Raw genomic sequence first — 18,245 nt, 5'->3', positions numbered from 1 at the left:
TTATCGTCCAATTGGTGCAATCCGGTAGACAGCTGTATCTCCATCCGCTGCCTTCGTATCACTCTCAATTTGCCACCCGAAGGATAACACAGAAGCCAAACGTTCCTTCTCGGCCACGGTCAAAGCCACCTCAGCCGCTTCCTTACCTTCCTCAAGCTCCAGAGCCGCTTCTTTGCCCAGAGCTACCCATATCCAGCTGCGAATCCCACGAATCGTGTTGTATTTGATCTGATAGCCTGTCTTCACCGCTTGCCCGAACAACTCCGGCTGCTCTGACTGCAACGTAGTCAGCTGTTTATAATCAAATTGGTATTCGCTCTCGTCAACGGGCAAATCGCCCTCTGCCACTTTACGAAGAATATCCTCATCAGACCACCCCAAGGAGCGGAGTGATTCCACCAATAACGCATCCCACTGGGATAACTTTACCCGGTTTAAGTTCTCTGACATTTTGATCCCTCCCAATCTATATATAGAGTCTAATCATACCGTAAAATCATAAGCAACATAATGACCCGGACTTACTTCCTGTAGTGTGGAGGTCTCAGCTCTGCCGTACTCTTGCGAATATCCGTCTAAAATAATTCTCTGATTGGCCCGCCGGGGATCCGTCTCCAAGATGGAAGACAGCAGCGCCTTTGTATAAGGATGAATAGGATTCTCGTACAGCTCATCACTTTCGGCTACCTCTACTAAACGACCGCCATACATCACGCCGATCCGGTCAGAAATATGCCGTACCATCGACAGATCATGTGCGACAAAGAGATAGGTCAAGCCGAATTCGGACTGTAAATCCTCCAGCATGTTCACTACCTGAGCCTGGACAGACACGTCCAGCGCTGAGATCGGTTCATCACACACAACAAACTCAGGTCTTACGGACAATGCTCTGGCAATCGAAATCCGCTGGCGTTGGCCACCGCTGAATTCATGCGGGAAGCGGTAAAGATGTTCTCTTTTTAAACCTACCTTTTCCAGCAATGCCGCAACAGCTTCTTTGCGTTCTTCACCTTCGTGGATGCCGTGGATTTTCATCGGCTCACTGATCAGATCAAGCACATTTAAGCTTGGATTAAGTGATGAATAGGGATCTTGGAAGATCGACTGAATGCGTCTGCGAAAAGGTTTTAGCTGCTTCTCTCCAAGCTTGCTCAGCGGCTGCCCGTCAAAAGACACTTCACCGTCTGTGTAGTCATATAAGCGCAGCAAGCAGCGTCCAACCGTGGACTTGCCGCTTCCCGACTCTCCAACCAGCCCAAAGGTCTCTCCCTGTCGTATCTGAAAGCTTACGCCATCTACTGCCTTAAGCACCGATGTATCGCGTCCCCACATATCCTTGCCTTTGGAGAAATGTTTTTTGAGATTATTTACGTCCACTAGAATCTTATTGTCACTCAACCGAACCACTCCCTTCAACGCCAGCTACGGCTGGAGTCTCCTGCACACCATCTGCTAACCAGCACATCGAACGGTGACCGGGCGATAATTCGATTACCGGAGGACGTTCGCTGCAACGGGCAAAAGCATTAGGGCAACGTTCCATAAACGGACAGCCAGAAGGAGGATTCAACAAATCTGGAGGTGTGCCTTCGATTGGAATTAGACGTTCACGTGATTTGCCGTCACGTTTCGGAATGGAGCGAAGCAGACCTTTCGTGTAAGGATGCTGTGGGCGATAAAAAATATCCTCCACCGTACCTTCCTCCATCACTAGTCCACCATACATTACGATAACCCGTGTACATACCTGAGCCACTACACCCAAATCATGGGTGATTAGTGCTATAGCTGTACTGGTATTATTTTTTAACTCTTTAAAAAGATCAAGAATTTGGGCCTGTATTGTTACATCAAGCGCAGTTGTCGGCTCATCCGCAATCAATAGCTCTGGCTGGCAAGAAAGAGCCATGGCGATCATGACCCGCTGCCGCATCCCGCCGCTGAATTCATGCGGATACTGCTGCAGCCGCTGCTCAGGATTATTAATGCCCACCTGCCGCAGGATACTTGCTGCCTCTTTAAACGCTTCTTCCTTATTTAAGCCGCGATGCCGCCGGATGACCTCCGTAAGCTGCTGGCCAATTTTTTTCACAGGATTAAGAGAAGTCATGGGGTCCTGAAACACCATCGCTATGCGGTTACCGCGCAGTTTTCTCCACTCTTTTTCCGAAAGGTTAGATAAGTTGTCACCACGAAAATTAATATTTCCAGCGATAATTTTACCCGGAGGTGCAATCAACGACATAATCGCCTTCGCAGTTACACTTTTCCCGCTTCCGGATTCACCAACAATCCCTACCGTTTCTCCAGCATCTATATGAAAGCTAACGCCACGAACTGCCTGATTCTCTCCATCTCGAGTTTGGAAGGAAACCTTCAAATTCTCAACAGACAATAGCCGTTCCGTCATGATGTCTTCACACTCCTATCTTCGGATCAGCTTCGGTTCAAAGCCAACCCGCAAAATATCGCCCAGAACATTAAAGCTCAGAACCGTTAATAGTATCAATAACCCCGGGAACAATGCCAAATAAGGTGCCTGAGCGATATATCCCTGCGCATTGTTAAGCATACTGCCCCAAGTGGCATTCGGAGGTTGTACCCCGAACCCAAGGAAGCTTAGGGACGACTCCATCATAATCGCGGAAGCAATATTATTCGTCGCACCTACAATCACAACAGGTACTAGCCCCGGAAGAATATGACGCCAGATAATTCCGAAGTTGCTCTGGCCGGAAGCTTTTGCATATAGTACATATTCCCGTTCCTTAATCGTCATCGTCTCCGCACGGATCACACGGGCAATGTTCATCCACATTAATAGAGCAATGATTAAAATGATGTTTCCTACACTCGGCTTCAGAAATACGCTGAGCAGCAGCAGCACGAGGAAAGATGGAATGGACATCACTATATCAAGCATCCGCATCAATAGATTATCAATCCATCCGCCAAAATATCCACTAATTACGCCCACCGTCACACCTATACCCGTGGCAATGATCATTGAAGCAAAACCAACTAGCAAAGATACCCGGCCACCATACAAAGCTCGGGCAAAATAATCCCGGCCGTAATCATCCGTACCAAACCAATGATCCGCCCCGGGTGCTTTCAAACGTGCCAAAACATCCATTGCATTCGGATCATGTCCGGATAAAAAAGCAAATATAGAGCCTAGTGTGAAGACGATTAAAGTAATGAGGGCTGCGACACCCAATTTATTCGTAAATAGCTCATCTCCAACACTTTTCCATTTACTGCGATTCATGAGGTCACCTCGTTAATTTAATTCGTGGGTCCACGAAGCTATATAGAATATCCGCGACCAGATTGCCGATGATCAGCATTAAAGAAGAGAACAAAGTTATTCCCATAATTACGGGATAATCCATCCCTTTAACCGCAGTCATCCCTAAAGAGCCAATACCCGGCCATGAAAATACCGTCTCCGTTACAATTGCACCCGCCACCAGATCACCCATCGACATCCCGAGCAATGTAATTACTGGCAACAGTACATGCTTAAGCACGTGACGGAACAGAATCGTTGTCTTGTTGGATCCAAAAGCATATTGAATCTGCACATATTCTTCTTTTAGCTGTCCAATCGTACTAGAGCGGATGTATCGTACGTAACCGGCCAGAAATCCAAAAGCCAATACGGCGCAAGGCAAAATACCATGCTTCAATACATCAACCGCTGATTCCACACCAATGGTTCGCATCCCCATAATAGGCAGCAGGTGCAGCTTAATTGCGAATAAGTACATAAGCAAGATGGCCAGCCAAAATAAAGGCACTGAAATTCCGATATAGGATAAAAAATTAATTAGTTTATCCACCCAGCGGTTCCGGTTAGCTCCAGCAAGCAGACCCATCGGGATCGCCAACAGAACGGCTAAGCCGATTGCACTGCCCATCAAACCTGCTGTTGCAGGTAAACGTTCTAGAATTTGCTCCAATACAGGCTGATGATTCACAAGGGAATAACCGAAATTGCCCTGCAGTACTTCTTTGATCCATATAAAATATTGAATGTAGGCTGGCTTATCCAGCCCAAGGTTATGCCGGATGCGCTCAATATCATCCGCGTGCATATTCGGCGTAACGAAGGATAGTACCGGATCCCCCGGAGCCAGCTTAATCATCGCAAAGCACACAACCGAGACAAAAAATAGCATCGGCAGGGTTTGCAGTAATCTTCGGACGATAAGTTGTCTCATACGTATATTCTCCCAGTTCTATATCGGTAAAAAAATAAGCTGGATTGACCAGCTTATTTTTTCCCGTTCTTATTTAAGGTAGATTTTCGATAAATCTTCAAAAATAACGACAGGCTTCAAGACTGCTTCTTCTAGACCGCCGTAGTTCTTGGAGACAGCTACAATAGTCTTAGTATTAGCAATTGGATAAATCGGTGCATCATCAGCAATGATCTCTTGGATCTTCTTATAGATCTCACCACGTTTAGTTACATCTGCTTCCCCTGCACCATCATTGAACAACTTATCGACTTCAGCATTATTATAATGCGAGTAGTTAGAGTCTGCAGTAGAAGTATACAAAATTCTGTAAGCATCAGGATCGTAACCCATAATATAACCTGCAATCGCAAGTTCAAAATCTGTTGAATTCATATCACTGAATTTCTGGCCATATGCCGAGGCATCCATATTTTGCAGTTCAACTTCAGCGCCAATGGCCTTTAGCTTTTGCTGCACGTATAGTGAAATGGCTTCCTGAGCTTTATTACCGCTCGATACAATCAATCTCAATTTCAGATCGCTAACCCCTGCCGATTGCAGAAGCTCTTTGGCTTTTTCTACATCATTATCAAAAGAAGGTACGTCATTAGTATAGAACAATGCATCCGGAGTCAAAAAGGACTTCGCCGGGTCTGCATACTCGTTAGAAGTATAAGCAGCCTGAATGATTTCATCACGACTTAGGGCTAGAGACAAGGCTTGACGAACTTCTTTTTTAGCAAGAGCACCTCTATCACTGTTTGCATTGAACAGCAAGTACGACAATCGGCCTTCACTATAAGGAAGGATTTCGAAATTATTCGAAGCCTCAATCGTTCCAACATCCTGTGGATCTAGATACTTAATGTTGATCTCACCATTCTGAAGTGCGAGATTCGCAGCATTCGTATCTTTAGCAATCCGGTACGTTATAGAATCAAGATGTGGTTTGCCGCCAAAGTAGTTATCAAATCTCTCGAGCGTAACATATTCGCCTGCTTTGTATTCTTTAAATTTAAATGGGCCAGATCCAACCGGAGCAGCATTCTTGGTGCTTTTCTCTAGATCCGTCTCATTCTCAAAAATATGCTTTGGAATCGGAAATACTTGCACTAGTGTAGCTTCAAAAGCTGGGCTGACCTGCGGAAGCTTGAACTCTACAGTCAGATCATCCACCTTAACGGCCTTAACGGGTTTATCACCGATGAATAAGTTCGCTCTCAGCATGCTGTTTTGCTTCTCATCGAGGATGCTATCAATCGTGAACACGACATCGTCAGCTGTAAGCTTTTCTCCGTCATGCCAAGTTAGTCCACTTTTCAGTTTCAATGTATAAGTCAGGTTATCTTCGGAAAGTGTCAGGCTGTCTGCCAAGTAGAAGGTCTTCTCTCCGTTATTCACTTGGAACAATGGCGCGTAGAGCGCTTGGTCAATCGTCAGACTGACACGATCACCTGCATAGTTCGGATTTAGAATGACAGGATCTGCAGCGACCCCAATAATTAAGTTGCCGCCATCTTTTGGTTCAGTACTTGCTGTCGATCCTTCAGTAGCCGTAGGCGTCTGATTTGTATTTGTGGAAGCGGCGTTATTTCCCCCGGAGCACGCGCTAATCAAAAATGTTAACAAAACCAAAGTAATAACTCCAGATAATCCTCTACGCATAAATTTCTCCCCCGTGTCTATATTGTCTTTGTTTGTTTTTTATATTGTATATCGGGATACTAGGAATTACAATGGATAGCATTTCACATTAATGTAATATTGAGGGAACTGATAACTTCGACCTTTTTCATGGCATCCCCACGCCTTAAAGTATCCACATGGTCCATACCTGAAATGACTCTTCCGAATACAGTATGCCAAGGGTCGCAATAATCAAAGGTATCGGGAAAGTCAGACCGTTATAAAAAACCTTGCTTGACCAGCTTCATCGTGATTACTCCCCTAAACTCTGTTCAGCCACCAATATGAGCTTCAGTCTTCGCGAGGTCGGTATACACCCTTTCCATCATCCCAGAACACATCCGCACGAGGATTCATGGCCAGTAACAGATTGATCAACTACTGAACTTTTAGTGGTGATTTATCCATAGTCTCATTCCTGTGCTCATCTGGCTGGCATTCTTATCTAATTATCCGGTAATTGTACAGCAGATCCATCAAAATTAATATATCTAAAAAGTGCAATTTATCCAACTCTCATTTCTCATTTACTATAAGAACTTTGCGAAATAAGGATTATTACTATCTCACTGTAAATATATTGAGAACATACCTATACCTCTCGGAAGAAAGGGAGAGTCCCCCAAGGAGGCCGCAATGAATAAGACACGCGTATTAATCGGCAGCCCGATCCATCAAAAGCCCAATGTATTGCGGGAATTTCTGAATTCCCTGCTGCGCTTGAATATCGAGCAAATCGAACTGGATTTCCATCTGATTGATGACAATGATGATGAGGAATCCAGCCGGCTGCTCCAGGAATTTAAAAGCAAGGGCGAGCATATTTTTATTCAAAGCTCCGGCTTTAACGATGCGTACATTCGCAATGATACGACTCACTATTGGAATTCTGATTTAGTCTGGAAAGTCGCCAACTTCAAAAACCTCATGATTAACCGAGCGCAAACCCTGAACTATGACTACCTGTTCCTGATCGACTCTGACCTCATCCTCCACCCAGATACGCTAAGACATCTAATAGGGACGAACAAAGATATTATTTCAGAGGTATTTTGGACACAGTGGCAGCCAGATACCATGTTTCAGCCGCAGGTCTGGATGCATGACGAATACAATCAGTGGGAGATACTTCCCGGCGAAAAACTGCAACCCGAGGAGATCAACCGCAGATTTCATGAATTCATAGCCAAACTCCGCAATCCTGGAATCTATGAAGTGGGAGGTCTAGGCGCTTGTACATTGATTAGCCAGCATGCGATAAAAGCCGGGGTGAGCTACAATCAGATCCGGAACATTTCATACTGGGGCGAGGATCGCCATTTCTGCATTCGTGCCGCGGCCCTTGGCATTCCGCTATTTGTTGACACCCATTATCCTGCCCTTCATTTGTACAGAGATAGTGATTTGAACAAGGTTGAAGATTTCATCAGAGAAACAACAGGGGTAAAAGCTGAATCGGCACCCACACCCATCGAGGAAAATTCCAATGAGGCTGCAGCTGCTCCTATAACCAAAAAGCGTCCCAAGCTAACCCTTACCATGGTTGTAAAAAATGAAAGCGGGCGCTTCCTGCGACAGGTTCTGAAGGAACACCGCAAATATATCGATGAGGCTGTCATTATTGATGACGGCAGCACCGACAATACAGCAGCTGTCTGTCTGGAAGCACTTGACGGCATTCCCGTTCATCTCGTGCATAATACCGAATCCAAGTTCAGCAATGAAATTGAGCTGCGAAAACAGCAGTGGGAGGAAGTCCTAAAGACAAATCCCGAGTGGATTCTGAGTCTGGACGCGGATGAGATCTTTGAAGCCAGCTTTGCGGAAAATATAGATACCTTGCTGGATGCAGATGGGGTCGATCTGTTCTGCTTCCGCCTTTACGATTTATGGAACGCGAACCATTACAGGGAGGATACCTACTGGCGCTCTCATCTGAACTACCGCCCTTTTTTGCTTCGCTATAAAGAGGACTTCAACTATGTATGGAATGAATCCCCACAGCACTGCGGGCGGTTCCCGGAAAATATCTTTGAGCTGTCTCATCAGCTAAGCAACCTGCGGCTCAAGCATCTCGGTTGGTCCAAAGCCGAGTTCCGGCTGGAAAAATATCTGCGTTATATGCTCCTCGACCCCGACGGCAAATACGGCTGGAAAGAGCAGTATATGTCGATCTTGGATGAACAGCCTCATCTAATCCCTTGGGTGGAGTGAGGCTTACAATAAAAAGGGCGTTCACAAAACCATTAGGGTTTTGTGGACGCCTTTTTTTATTCAGAACTCAATTCAGAACTCTGTGGTCCATCGACTTCTGGCTTCAGAATGGTTACCGTCAGCCCGTTGCCGGATTCATCCACCTGAATAACTGATCCCTCTGCGGCTTCACCAGCAATAATCGCACGCGCCACACGTGTCTCCAAGCTGCGCTGGATGAATCTTTTCAACGGTCTTGCCCCATACACAGGATCAAAACCTTCCTTAGCGATAAAACGCACCGCCGATTCAGTTAATGCCAGCCCGATCTCCCGTTCTGCCAGACGTAGACGCAATCCATCCACCAGTTTGTCCACAATTTTCTCGATCTCACCCAGTGTCAGCGGCTTGAACATTACAATGTCATCCACCCGGTTCAGGAACTCTGGACGGAAATGACCACTCAGTTCCTTCATCACTCTATCCTTGGCAGCTTCCGTGAGCTGACCGTTTTCATCGGTGCCTTGAATCAGATGGGGTGAACCGATATTAGAAGTCATAATGATGATTGTATTCTTGAAGTCAACCATTCGGCCTTGTGAATCAGTCAGCCGTCCATCATCAAGCAGCTGCAGCAGAATGTTAAACACATCGGGATGCGCCTTCTCCACTTCATCGAGCAGCACTACAGTATAAGGCTGACGCCGCACAGCTTCCGTGAGCTGCCCGCCTTCCTCATATCCAACATATCCTGGAGGTGCGCCGACGAGACGGGAGACACTATGCTTTTCCATATACTCCGACATATCTATACGGATCATGCCATCTTCGCGGTCAAAAAGAGAGACCGCAAGCGACTTAGCGAGCTCAGTCTTCCCTACACCCGTCGGACCAAGGAACAGGAATGAACCAATCGGGCGATTCGGATCTTTGATTCCTGCTCTTGCCCGAAGCACTGCATCGGCCACCAAGCTGACAGCTTCATCTTGGCCCACTACCCGTTCATGCAACGTATCCTCCAGACGCAGGAGCTTATCCCGCTCGCCTTCTACCAGTCGGCTAACCGGAACGCCGGTCCAGCGGGAGACAATATCTGCGATTTCCTCTTCAGTAACAGCCTCACGTAGCAATCTTGTATCCTGGTCTTGCTGTGCCGCTTCTTCCGCTGCTTTCAACTGACGCTCCAGATCAGGAATAATGCCGTAGCTCAGTTCGGCTGACTTATTAAGATCATACTCCTCCTGTGCATCGACCAGATCCTTGCGCGCTTGCTCCAGCCGTTTTTTGAGGTCGCGAATCCCTTGGATAGCAGACTTCTCTTTCTCCCAGCGCGCCGTCATTCCTAGCTGCTTCTCCTTCAGGTCAGCGAGCTCGCGCTGCAATATTTCGAGACGGCGTTTGCTGGCGTCATCGGTTTCTTTTTTAAGCGCCGCTTCTTCAATCTCCATCTGCATCAGGCGGCGGGTCACTTCATCCATCTCACCCGGCATGGAGTCTATCTCAGTGCGGATCATAGCGCAAGCCTCGTCCACTAGGTCAATCGCCTTATCCGGTAAAAATCGATCCGTAATGTAACGATTGGACAATACCCCTGCGGCTACTAGGGCGCTGTCATGGATTTTGACCCCGTGGTGGACTTCAAACCGCTCCTTCAGACCACGCAAAATGGAGATCGTATCCTCTACATCGGGTTCGCTCACGAGCACCTGTTGGAAACGGCGCTCCAGCGCAGGGTCCTTCTCTATATATTTGCGATATTCATCTAGCGTTGTGGCACCGATACAGTGCAGCTCACCCCGGGCCAACATCGGCTTCAGCATATTGCCCGCATCCATCGAGCCTTCGGTTTTACCTGCGCCCACAATCGTATGCAGCTCATCAATAAAAAGAATAATGCGGCCGTTACTTTCGCGAACCTCCCTCAATACCGCCTGCAGGCGTTCTTCGAATTCACCACGGAACTTCGCGCCTGCCACAAGTGAACTCATATCGAGTGAAAAAATCGTCTTATCCTTCAGACCCTCCGGTACGTCTTTGCGTACAATCCGGTGTGCCAAGCCTTCCACAATGGCTGTTTTCCCTACACCTGGTTCACCAATCAGCACAGGGTTATTTTTCGTTTTACGGGACAAAATCCGGATGACTCGGCGGATCTCACCATCACGACCAATGACTGGATCAATCTTGCCCGCGCGAACCTCTGCTACAAGATCACGTCCGTATTTCTCCAGCACCTCATAAGTAGCTTCTGGCTCCCGGCTGGTTACCCGCTGATGTCCACGAATCTCAGCAAGCACCGACATCAGCTTTTCACGGGTCAGTCCACGGCGGACAAAAAGATCCCTTAGCTCACGATTCTCCCCGCTCGAATCCGACACCATGGCCAGCACAGCATGTTCCACAGAAACAAACTCATCCTGCATCTTCGCCGCTTCCTTCTCCGCCTGCTCCAGCAGATGAATCAGCGATTGCGAGGCGTAACGCCGTACCGTGCTTGCTCCTGACCCGCTAATGCTCGGCTTGCGTTGAAGCAGTTCATCTGTGCTGCGCATCAGCTCAGCCACAGGGATATTCATCTTTTGCAGCAATCTTGGCAGCAATCCTTCTTGCTGCTGAAGCAACGCTTTTAACAGATGGAGATTATCGATCTCCTGATGACCGCTGTCTGATACCAGCGACTGCGCCGCAGCTACTGCTTCCTGCAGCTTTTGAGTTAATTTATTGAAATCCATAGCTCTCACCTTTCTATTTAAGAGTGATTATATTAAATCGGCCGTTGGGGCCGGGATAGGTTAATTTAGCGGGATTTATCCGCTTATTTCGAGTAACTAACTGGTTTGCTCTCATTCTACGGGATTTATACTGTTCTTTTCGGACTAGTGGCTGGTTTGCTCTCATTCTGCGGGATTTATACTGTTCTTTTCGAGTAACTAACTGGTTTGCTCTCATTCTACGGGATTTATACCGTTTATTTCGAGTAACTGGCTGGTTTGCTCTCATTCTACGGGATTTTTATCGCTCTTTTCGCGCATCGAGCCCCATTCGGCACTTTCTAAGGCATTTTTGCTTCTCTTTTCGACCATCGAGCTCCATTCGCCGCATTCTAGGGCACTTTTGCCTCTTTTTTCGCACATCGAGCCTAATTCGGCACTTTCGAAGGCACTTTTAACTCTCTTCTCCCACCATAGTACCGACTTTCACCGTTTGAGCGAAACGTTCTTTTATAGTTAGTGGCTAAATAAGTTACTGTTCTGCAACTAGCATTCAATTCAGTCTTTCACCAATCTGAGTTGATCACAAACGAGTGAAATCACCTTACCTCTACCTCTTCTACCTCTTCTACCTATCTATTAATTACCCACTTTTGCCTTCTGCCGCTGGGTGCCAGTGCTTTGACGTTTAGCTCTGGCTTCGAAAGGGCTGGAGTCTGCCAGCTTTCGGTAGAGATTTTTCTCCGCTTCGCTGATAGGTTCAGGGATAACAATCTCAATTCCAAATAAAATATCGCCATTCGCACCATTCTCACGTTTTAAGCCCTTGCCGGGGATACGTAGCGTTTTGCCGCTCTGAATTCCGGCTGGAACCTTCAATTTCACGGCGCCGCCCCCCGGTAATGGAACCTTCACTTCTCCGCCCAATACCGCTTGCCAAGGAGCGATTTCAACCATGCCATATAAGTCGCCATCGCGAATCTCATAAATATCATGAGGAAGAATATGAAGTGCCAGCAGCACGTCGCCACCCGGAGTGTTTCCCGCAATTTTAATAATTGTATCCTCGTGGGATCTAGGCGGAATGTTCACATCCACCGTTTTGTCGCTGACCTGTACTCTTACAGTGGCACCCTTATAAGCCTGCTCCAAGGTAATATCCAGCTGCGCCTGCATGGTACTGCGGGCCTCGCCCCACGGATTGCCATTCGCACGCCCCGTTCCACTTCCCGAGAAAAAATCAAAGCCAGCCCGGTCAGCCGAGCCCCGATTCCCAAAAAACATCCCGAATAAATCTTCCTCCGAAATACCAGAACCTCCTGTTGAATAAGTCCCACTGCTCCAGCTTCCACTTCCACTGCCACTTCCAGCAAAGTTTGAACCCCAAGAGGAGGTTCCACTCGCCGCCCCTCCACTAGCTCTGCCACGTTGAGCTCCATAAAGCAGCTCTTCATCATAGAGCTTTCGCTTATCCTCATTACCAAGCACTTCATAGGCTTCAGCTGCTTCTTTGAATTTCGCCTCTGCCTCAGGGGCTTTGTTAACATCGGGATGCCACTTTTTGGCAAGCTTCTGATAAGCCTTTTTAATTTCCTGTTTAGTAGCTTTTTTGCCCACGCCCAAAGCATCATAATAGCTTTTACTAGCCACTCGCGCTTCCTCCTTTCCATCCCTAATCTCATACCGACCACCATTGCACTCCGAGAAAAGACGCACCATAGCCGGAATCCTCCACTACAATGCGCCTTCTATTCATAACACTATATTAAAAGCCCGCTGCCATCTCTAAAAGGCTGAGCGGAAGTCCATTCCGCTTAATTTATGCTTATTCAGACTGCGAACCGGTAGAATTAGAATCTCCGTCTTGAATCTCGATGCGTTTACCTTGCATTTTTTGCCGTTTGGGAACTTCCAGCTTCAGCACTCCATCTTTCAAAGACGCGCGAATTTCTTCCTCGGCAATATCTTGAACATAGAATCTGCGCACATATTCACCATATCGGCGTTCTCTGCGTACAATCTGATGTTCCTTGTTCTCCTCGGCATTTTCTTCCTTACGTACCGCTTTAATCGTCAAATAAGGACTGGCATAATCAATGTCGATTTCTTCTTTATTCAAACCAGGAAGTTCAGCTTCAATCAGGTAAGCCTGCTCACTCTCACGAATATCTGTTCTGAAGGACATCGTGGAGCTCTTAATCGGTGCAAAAAAATCATCATTAAAAACATCATTCAAGGACTTAGCCAGCATACCAAAAGCATCATCTCTCCGTTTACCAAAAGGAACCATATCAAACATTATCCATTCTCCTCTCATTGACTTTGACTTTATTTGACCTATGACCTTATTATAGTCCCCTACCTGAGGAATAACAAAACCGATTTAAGCTGATTATCGCTCAAATTCAGGCGAATTAACTGATTTTAAACGAGAAAATTAGTTCTTTTTATTTATTTGACCAATTTTGACCTTTATTTGATCTTTCGTAAATGACACCTATATAATCATGACCCAACCTGCAGTACGATTATTATATGTTCAGACCTTCCGATCAATACAAGCCATTAGCTTCTGATCATCTCCACGCCCGCTTTTAAACGGAGTTTCCTTACGGTCTATCAAAATTTAACGATTTAAAGATGAAGCCAGCAGAAGTGATATAATGAAAGACAACTAAAGACCATTTTCGTTACAGGAGACCAATTGTATGCAACCAACCTATGCTATGGACGATACGCAGTGGAGTAAGCTCATCCAAAATGTCGCCTATTATTTCGATGATCTTACCCTCAAGCGGGGGTTCCAATATTATAAACAAAATCGAGTGCAGCCTTTTACCATGACGGAGCCTCGTAAGATTAACGCTCTAGTTGAAGGTAGAGAGGATTACCGCGTCACCATTGATCTCGACGGCTTCACCAATTGTCATTGTAATTGTCCAGTATCAGGTCATTGCAAGCATATGGCTGCCGTGCTGCTGAATTATGCCGAACAACAAAATAGATCTGTACAGGTTTTGGCTAACGCTAAAGCTGCATCCTTTTTGCCCAAAATATCAAGTACAGCAACAAGTACTTCTATTGGAGCCGATGCAACTCGTCAGCAGCAAATGAAAGAGATGGCCAACCGCATCGCTAGCGGAAAAATAACGGAGTGGCGGGAGTATTTTGAATTCTGTGTCTCCCCTCTAGCCCATACCACCCGAAATCCTGAATATGTGAGTCGGGCCTTGTCTGCAATTAATAAATTCAAACCAAAAATGCTTCCGGAAACGGAGAAGCTGTTCACTCTGCATGCTCATCTTTATCTGTTGGAAAAGCTCGCTAAGCCTTCCACGCTATCCGTCGGTCAGGCCGCTTACGCCCCTTCTCTTGGTTATTACACACAGGTAGCAGTCTCAGAGCTACAGGAAGTAATTACAGGTCTTTTAAAAAAGACACTTCCGCTGTCCCCCGAGCAAGAGCAGGATCTATGGCCATACGTCATCGATACTTTATCTTATCTGCGGCGCGAGATGTTGACGGAGTCGCGGGATCGCTCACGGGATCAACCCTCTTTTTCTCTTAGCTATGATCTGCTGTGGAGAAATTGGATTTATCCGAATACAGGTGGAACTAAGCTTTACCTGAATGAAATCGAACAGCTGCAGCAAGCAGAGGTTGAATTAGGCGCTTCCCTGTCACAACATGCGTGGCTGTTAGCTCAGAGCCGCATGTATTACTATCTGATGGATGATCAGAAGGCTTGGGACTTACTGAATAAGGCTGCCGAGCGCCCGGGTCTCCATCCCGATGAGCTCATGAGCTTCACCTCTCCGCTGCTGGATGCAGGGGACTGGCCCCGGTTGGTGGGTTGGCTTGTTCAGATCGGTCCACTGCTGAGCAGCAGACTCTATAATCTCAATAGCTATTCAACCAGTTGGGAAGAAGCTGTTCGCCACCTGCCTGAAGCTGAGCCGCAAATGTGGGATACACTAGCCACCATGTTACCTATCTCTGGCGAAGTCTATGAAGAGATGCTAATTACCTATGAGAAATGGCAGACCTGGATGGATTATCAGCTGTCCATCGGTAAACAGCCCTCCGAATTTCGTGTCAAAGACCTCCAACCGGTGGAAAAGAATGCGCCTGAGGTTCTGCTGCCCTTTTACCATCAGGCCGCCGAAAGATTCGTGCTGGATAAGAACAGACATAGCTACAAAGCGGCTGTGAAATTATTGAAACGATTATCCAAGCTGTATAAAAAGCTGAAACAAGAAGAACGCTGGGAAAAGTTCCTCACTGCCTTCGCCATTAGGCATAGCAGGCTCCGAGCGCTGCAAGAGGAGCTTCAGAAAGGAAAGCTAATACCATGAACATGCATTTACGCACGCTGACCATCCGGCTTGCATTAAGCCAGTATGGCGATGCTTTGATATTTGGAATGAATGAGCGCGAAGATCTCGTGCCGGGCTTGCAGCTTAAGCAGCGGCTTTTCGCCTGGCATGAGGCGTCTTTTTATGGTACGGAGTTAACCGTACAGCCAGCCGGCGAAGGCGTGGAGCTAGTGATTCTTCCTGCTGAGCAGGTTATTCCCTTCTTTGCCGAGCAGAAGCTTCTGGCGCATATCGAATGGAGCTGGGAAGGCGATGCTGCCCAGCTCACAGAACTGGCGCCACTTCTGGCTATATGTCTGGAGCACAAACAGTATATTCCCGACATCTCCGCCTACCGCGCCGGGAGGCTGCAATGGACTTGGGACGAAGGGGCTCTTGCGCAGGTGGCAGTGGACAGTGACACTGCTAAGGGAGCCCTTGAGGCGCTAAATGGCGGCAGCGAATTTAGCCGTGGATTACGTGCGGCGTTCTCTGCCGCCGTATCGCAGCGCTATTACAGCACGGAGGCCGAGGCCGGTGACCTCCGCAGCGAATTCCCGCTTCTCTTCGATAGAAGCGGAGCACTTGCAGCGGGCATGGATACCGCCGCGTGGCTTATCGCCATTGGCTGGAAGGCGGACACCGCGCCTTTCCGGCCCGCTCTACAGCTGCTGGAGCCCGATGAGGATGAATCCTATTGGCGGCTGCAGCTGATCCTTCAGGACAAGCGCGATGAATCCGCGCTTGTTCCCATCAGGCTCGCCGATAACGGCGAGCCGTACGGCTTGTGGCCGGCCGCGTGGTCGGCTCATGTGCATGAACGGGCCGCGGGATGGCTGGAGCGCCTCCGCGGCAGTCTGCCGCCCGAGCGCTTCGCGGCGGGCGGCGATGTGCTGGCCGAACCGCTCAGCGATGCCATCGCTTGGCGGTTCTTGACGGCCGAGAGCCAGCGGCTGCTGGAAGCAGGCTGGCAAGTGCTGCTGCCGGCGTGGTGGGAAGCCGCCAGCCGGAAAAAGCCGCGCCTGCGCGCAAAGATCAGCTCCGGCGAAGACAAACGCAGCGGCGGCGAGTCACTGTTCGGTCTCGATTCGATCATCGATTTCGATTGGCGCATCTCCATCGGCGACGCGGATCTCACTGAAGCCGAATTTGCCGAGCTGGTCGCAAGAGGGGAACGGCTCGTCCGCTTCAAGGGCAAATGGGTCTCACTCGATCCGGCTCTGCTGGCGCAAATCCAAAGAGCCATGGCGGGAATGGACAAGTCGCAAGGCTTGTCCTTCCAAGACGTGCTTCAGCTCCACTTGCTAGGAGCTGGTGAAGAGGCAGACGCTGAAGCTACGGAAGAGCAGCTGCAAGAGGATGCCGCGCGTCTGCGTCTGGAGGTAGAGCTGAACGAGCATTTGATCAGCCTTATCGGTCAGCTGGGCCAGCGCTCAGAATGGCCAAAGCCGCCCGTACCCGCAGGCCTTAAGGCGGAGCTGCGCACCTATCAGCATGAAGGATTCGCCTGGCTGACCTTTCTGCGCCGCTTTGGGCTGGGGGCCTGTCTAGCCGATGATATGGGACTAGGCAAAACAGTACAGCTCATCGCCTATCTGCTACACATCCAAGAGAACACGGATGCAAGCTCAGCCCGGCGGCAGACCGACCCACCAGGTTGGCCTTCATTGATCATCTGCCCGACCTCTGTGTTAGGCAATTGGCAGAAGGAGCTGGAACGCTTCGCGCCTTCGTTGAATGTTATGCTTCATTACGGAAGCCGCCGTCTGGACGCGGGATTCTTCTATGGCGCAGCTTCGCAAGCCGATGTGGTACTGACCTCTTATGCGACTGCTGCGCTTGACCAAGAGCTGCTGAAGGAATTTACTTGGGCGACGATCTGCCTGGATGAAGCTCAAAATATCAAAAATGCCCAAACCAAACAATCCGCAGCTGTACGTAGTTTTCCAGCTTTACACCGGGTCGCCTTAACAGGGACGCCGATAGAGAACAGATTATCCGAGCTGTGGTCCATTTATGATTTTATAACCCCAGGTTATCTGGGCAGCGCCAAGTCTTTTAATGACCGATTCACGAATGCTATTGAGAAGGAACGCGACGCGAAACGTACAGCGGATCTACAAAACCTAGTAAAACCTTTCATGCTGCGCCGTAAGAAAAAAGACCCAAATATACAGCTCGATCTACCTGATAAAAACGAAATGAAAACCTATGTTCATCTGACAGCCGAACAAGCCGCGCTTTACGATCAGACCGTAAACGGACTGTTGGAACGGATGAAGAAGCTGGAAGGCATTGAGCGCAAAGGGGCAATTCTCGGGGCTCTGACCGGGCTTAAGCAGCTATGCGATCACCCGATGCTTGTGACAAAAGAAGCTATCCCTGAACTGGACACGGACAACAAGCTGGATACCAGCTTTCTTATTAACCGTTCCTCCAAACTCGAAAGACTGCTGGACATGGTTAAGGAGCTGCGCGCGGAAGACGAGCGCTGCCTGATTTTTACTCAATATGTGGGGATGGGGAAAATGCTTCAGGCGGTTCTCCAGCAGGAGCTGGGCGAACCCGTCCTTTATTTGAACGGAAGCACCTCCAAACAGGCGCGCGACCGCATGATCGAGCGGTTTCAGACACCAGCCCCTTCTGCGGAAGATGGTTCTACACGCCCAGACGCATCGCCGTCTGATCAGCCGAATGTATTCATCCTTTCACTCAAAGCTGGGGGAGTTGGCCTGAACTTAACTGCAGCCAATCACGTATTCCACTTCGACCGCTGGTGGAATCCAGCGGTCGAGAACCAAGCAACTGACCGTGCTTACCGCATGGGCCAGACTCGTGATGTGCAGGTGCATAAATTCATCGCTCTGGGCACACTCGAAGAACGAATTGATGAGATGCTGGAGAATAAGCAGCAGCTCAGCGATAATGTGATCTCCAGCTCGGAAGGCTGGATTACCGAGTTGTCCACTGAGGCTCTGAAAGATCTCTTCACCTTGCGTAGAGACTTAAATGACTAGCAAAAAGGAACATTCGCATAAATGCGAATGTTC

12 protein-coding genes and 1 pseudogene are annotated in these 18,245 nt (G+C 48.3%); 3 read left to right on the top strand and 10 right to left on the bottom strand.

Annotated features, from left to right (window positions below; translation table 11 throughout):
• The 7 genes and pseudogenes from MKZ09_RS01435 to MKZ09_RS01405 form a co-directional block, all read right to left on the bottom strand.
• Positions 1-450, bottom strand: coding sequence for a hypothetical protein (locus MKZ09_RS01435; RefSeq protein WP_076203348.1), 450 nt, complete (start codon positions 448-450; stop codon positions 1-3).
• A 33-nt stretch (positions 451-483) separates the two neighbouring features.
• Positions 484-1,401: an ABC transporter ATP-binding protein gene (locus MKZ09_RS01430; protein ID WP_269473473.1), complete on the bottom strand. Its 918-nt coding sequence runs from the start codon at positions 1,399-1,401 to the stop codon at positions 484-486.
• The gene (locus tag MKZ09_RS01425) at positions 1,394-2,413 is read right to left on the bottom strand and encodes an ABC transporter ATP-binding protein (protein WP_076134770.1); all 1,020 of its coding nucleotides are present in this window, start codon (positions 2,411-2,413) and stop codon (positions 1,394-1,396) included. Before MKZ09_RS01425 ends, MKZ09_RS01430 begins: the two co-directional genes overlap by 8 nt.
• Before the next feature lie 15 nt (positions 2,414-2,428).
• Entirely contained in the window at positions 2,429-3,274 is an 846-nt protein-coding gene (locus tag MKZ09_RS01420; protein ID WP_076134769.1) for an ABC transporter permease, read from the bottom strand.
• Positions 3,275-3,278: 4 nt separating this feature from the next.
• Entirely contained in the window at positions 3,279-4,229 is a 951-nt protein-coding gene (locus MKZ09_RS01415; RefSeq protein ID WP_076134768.1) for an ABC transporter permease, read from the bottom strand.
• 69 nt (positions 4,230-4,298) lie between these two features.
• Positions 4,299-5,915 (bottom strand): ABC transporter substrate-binding protein, encoded by a 1,617-nt coding sequence (locus MKZ09_RS01410; protein WP_076203342.1) that lies wholly within the window; start codon positions 5,913-5,915, stop codon positions 4,299-4,301.
• 83 nt (positions 5,916-5,998) lie between these two features.
• A pseudogene (locus tag MKZ09_RS01405) lies at positions 5,999-6,109 on the bottom strand (hypothetical protein); the annotation flags it as partial.
• A 463-nt stretch (positions 6,110-6,572) separates the two neighbouring features.
• On the opposite strand from MKZ09_RS01405, the gene MKZ09_RS01400 reads away from it, so the two are divergent.
• Positions 6,573-8,150 carry a glycosyltransferase family 2 protein gene (locus MKZ09_RS01400; RefSeq protein WP_076203340.1) on the top strand — a complete coding sequence of 526 codons (1,578 nt, stop codon included), beginning with the start codon at positions 6,573-6,575 and terminating at the stop codon, positions 8,148-8,150.
• 56 nt (positions 8,151-8,206) lie between these two features.
• Here MKZ09_RS01400 and clpB read toward each other — a convergent pair whose 3' ends face one another.
• The 3 genes from clpB to MKZ09_RS01385 form a co-directional block, all read right to left on the bottom strand.
• Positions 8,207-10,861: an ATP-dependent chaperone ClpB gene (clpB, locus tag MKZ09_RS01395; RefSeq protein WP_076203338.1), complete on the bottom strand. Its 2,655-nt coding sequence runs from the start codon at positions 10,859-10,861 to the stop codon at positions 8,207-8,209.
• 618 nt (positions 10,862-11,479) lie between these two features.
• Positions 11,480-12,490: a DnaJ C-terminal domain-containing protein gene (locus MKZ09_RS01390; RefSeq protein WP_179089537.1), complete on the bottom strand. Its 1,011-nt coding sequence runs from the start codon at positions 12,488-12,490 to the stop codon at positions 11,480-11,482.
• 175 nt (positions 12,491-12,665) lie between these two features.
• Entirely contained in the window at positions 12,666-13,139 is a 474-nt protein-coding gene (locus MKZ09_RS01385) for an Hsp20/alpha crystallin family protein (RefSeq protein WP_076203335.1), read from the bottom strand.
• Positions 13,140-13,548: 409 nt separating this feature from the next.
• Between MKZ09_RS01385 and MKZ09_RS01380 the strand changes: the two genes are divergently transcribed.
• Positions 13,549-15,195 carry an SWIM zinc finger family protein gene (locus MKZ09_RS01380; RefSeq protein WP_076203333.1) on the top strand — a complete coding sequence of 549 codons (1,647 nt, stop codon included), beginning with the start codon at positions 13,549-13,551 and terminating at the stop codon, positions 15,193-15,195.
• Complete coding sequence (locus MKZ09_RS01375; RefSeq protein WP_076203331.1) at positions 15,192-18,212, top strand: DEAD/DEAH box helicase; 3,021 nt, start codon at positions 15,192-15,194, stop codon at positions 18,210-18,212. The genes MKZ09_RS01380 and MKZ09_RS01375 overlap by 4 nt, the downstream gene beginning before the upstream one ends.
• Positions 18,213-18,245 lie beyond the last annotated feature (33 nt).

This window comes from Paenibacillus sp. FSL R5-0908 (assembly GCF_038006245.1).
Taxonomy (GTDB): Bacteria; Bacillota; Bacilli; order Paenibacillales; family Paenibacillaceae; genus Paenibacillus_AQ; species Paenibacillus_AQ odorifer.
Note: the sequence above shows the minus strand (reverse complement) of the source record. Positions and strands in the feature narration are given on the sequence as shown.

Excerpts from the sequence above, each read along its gene's own strand:
- MKZ09_RS01435 (WP_076203348.1), bottom strand. The coding sequence starts at position 450 with ATGTCAGAGAACTTAAACCGGGTAAAGTTATCCCAGTGGGATGCGTTA.
- MKZ09_RS01425 (WP_076134770.1), bottom strand. The coding sequence starts at position 2,413 with ATGACGGAACGGCTATTGTCTGTTGAGAATTTGAAGGTTTCCTTCCAA.
- MKZ09_RS01420 (WP_076134769.1), bottom strand. The coding sequence starts at position 3,274 with ATGAATCGCAGTAAATGGAAAAGTGTTGGAGATGAGCTATTTACGAAT.
- MKZ09_RS01415 (WP_076134768.1), bottom strand. The coding sequence starts at position 4,229 with ATGAGACAACTTATCGTCCGAAGATTACTGCAAACCCTGCCGATGCTA.
- MKZ09_RS01410 (WP_076203342.1), bottom strand. The coding sequence starts at position 5,915 with ATGCGTAGAGGATTATCTGGAGTTATTACTTTGGTTTTGTTAACATTT.
- MKZ09_RS01400 (WP_076203340.1), top strand. The coding sequence starts at position 6,573 with ATGAATAAGACACGCGTATTAATCGGCAGCCCGATCCATCAAAAGCCC.
- clpB (WP_076203338.1), bottom strand. The coding sequence starts at position 10,861 with ATGGATTTCAATAAATTAACTCAAAAGCTGCAGGAAGCAGTAGCTGCG.
- MKZ09_RS01385 (WP_076203335.1), bottom strand. The coding sequence starts at position 13,139 with ATGTTTGATATGGTTCCTTTTGGTAAACGGAGAGATGATGCTTTTGGT.
- MKZ09_RS01380 (WP_076203333.1), top strand. The coding sequence starts at position 13,549 with ATGCAACCAACCTATGCTATGGACGATACGCAGTGGAGTAAGCTCATC.
- MKZ09_RS01375 (WP_076203331.1), top strand. The coding sequence starts at position 15,192 with ATGAACATGCATTTACGCACGCTGACCATCCGGCTTGCATTAAGCCAG.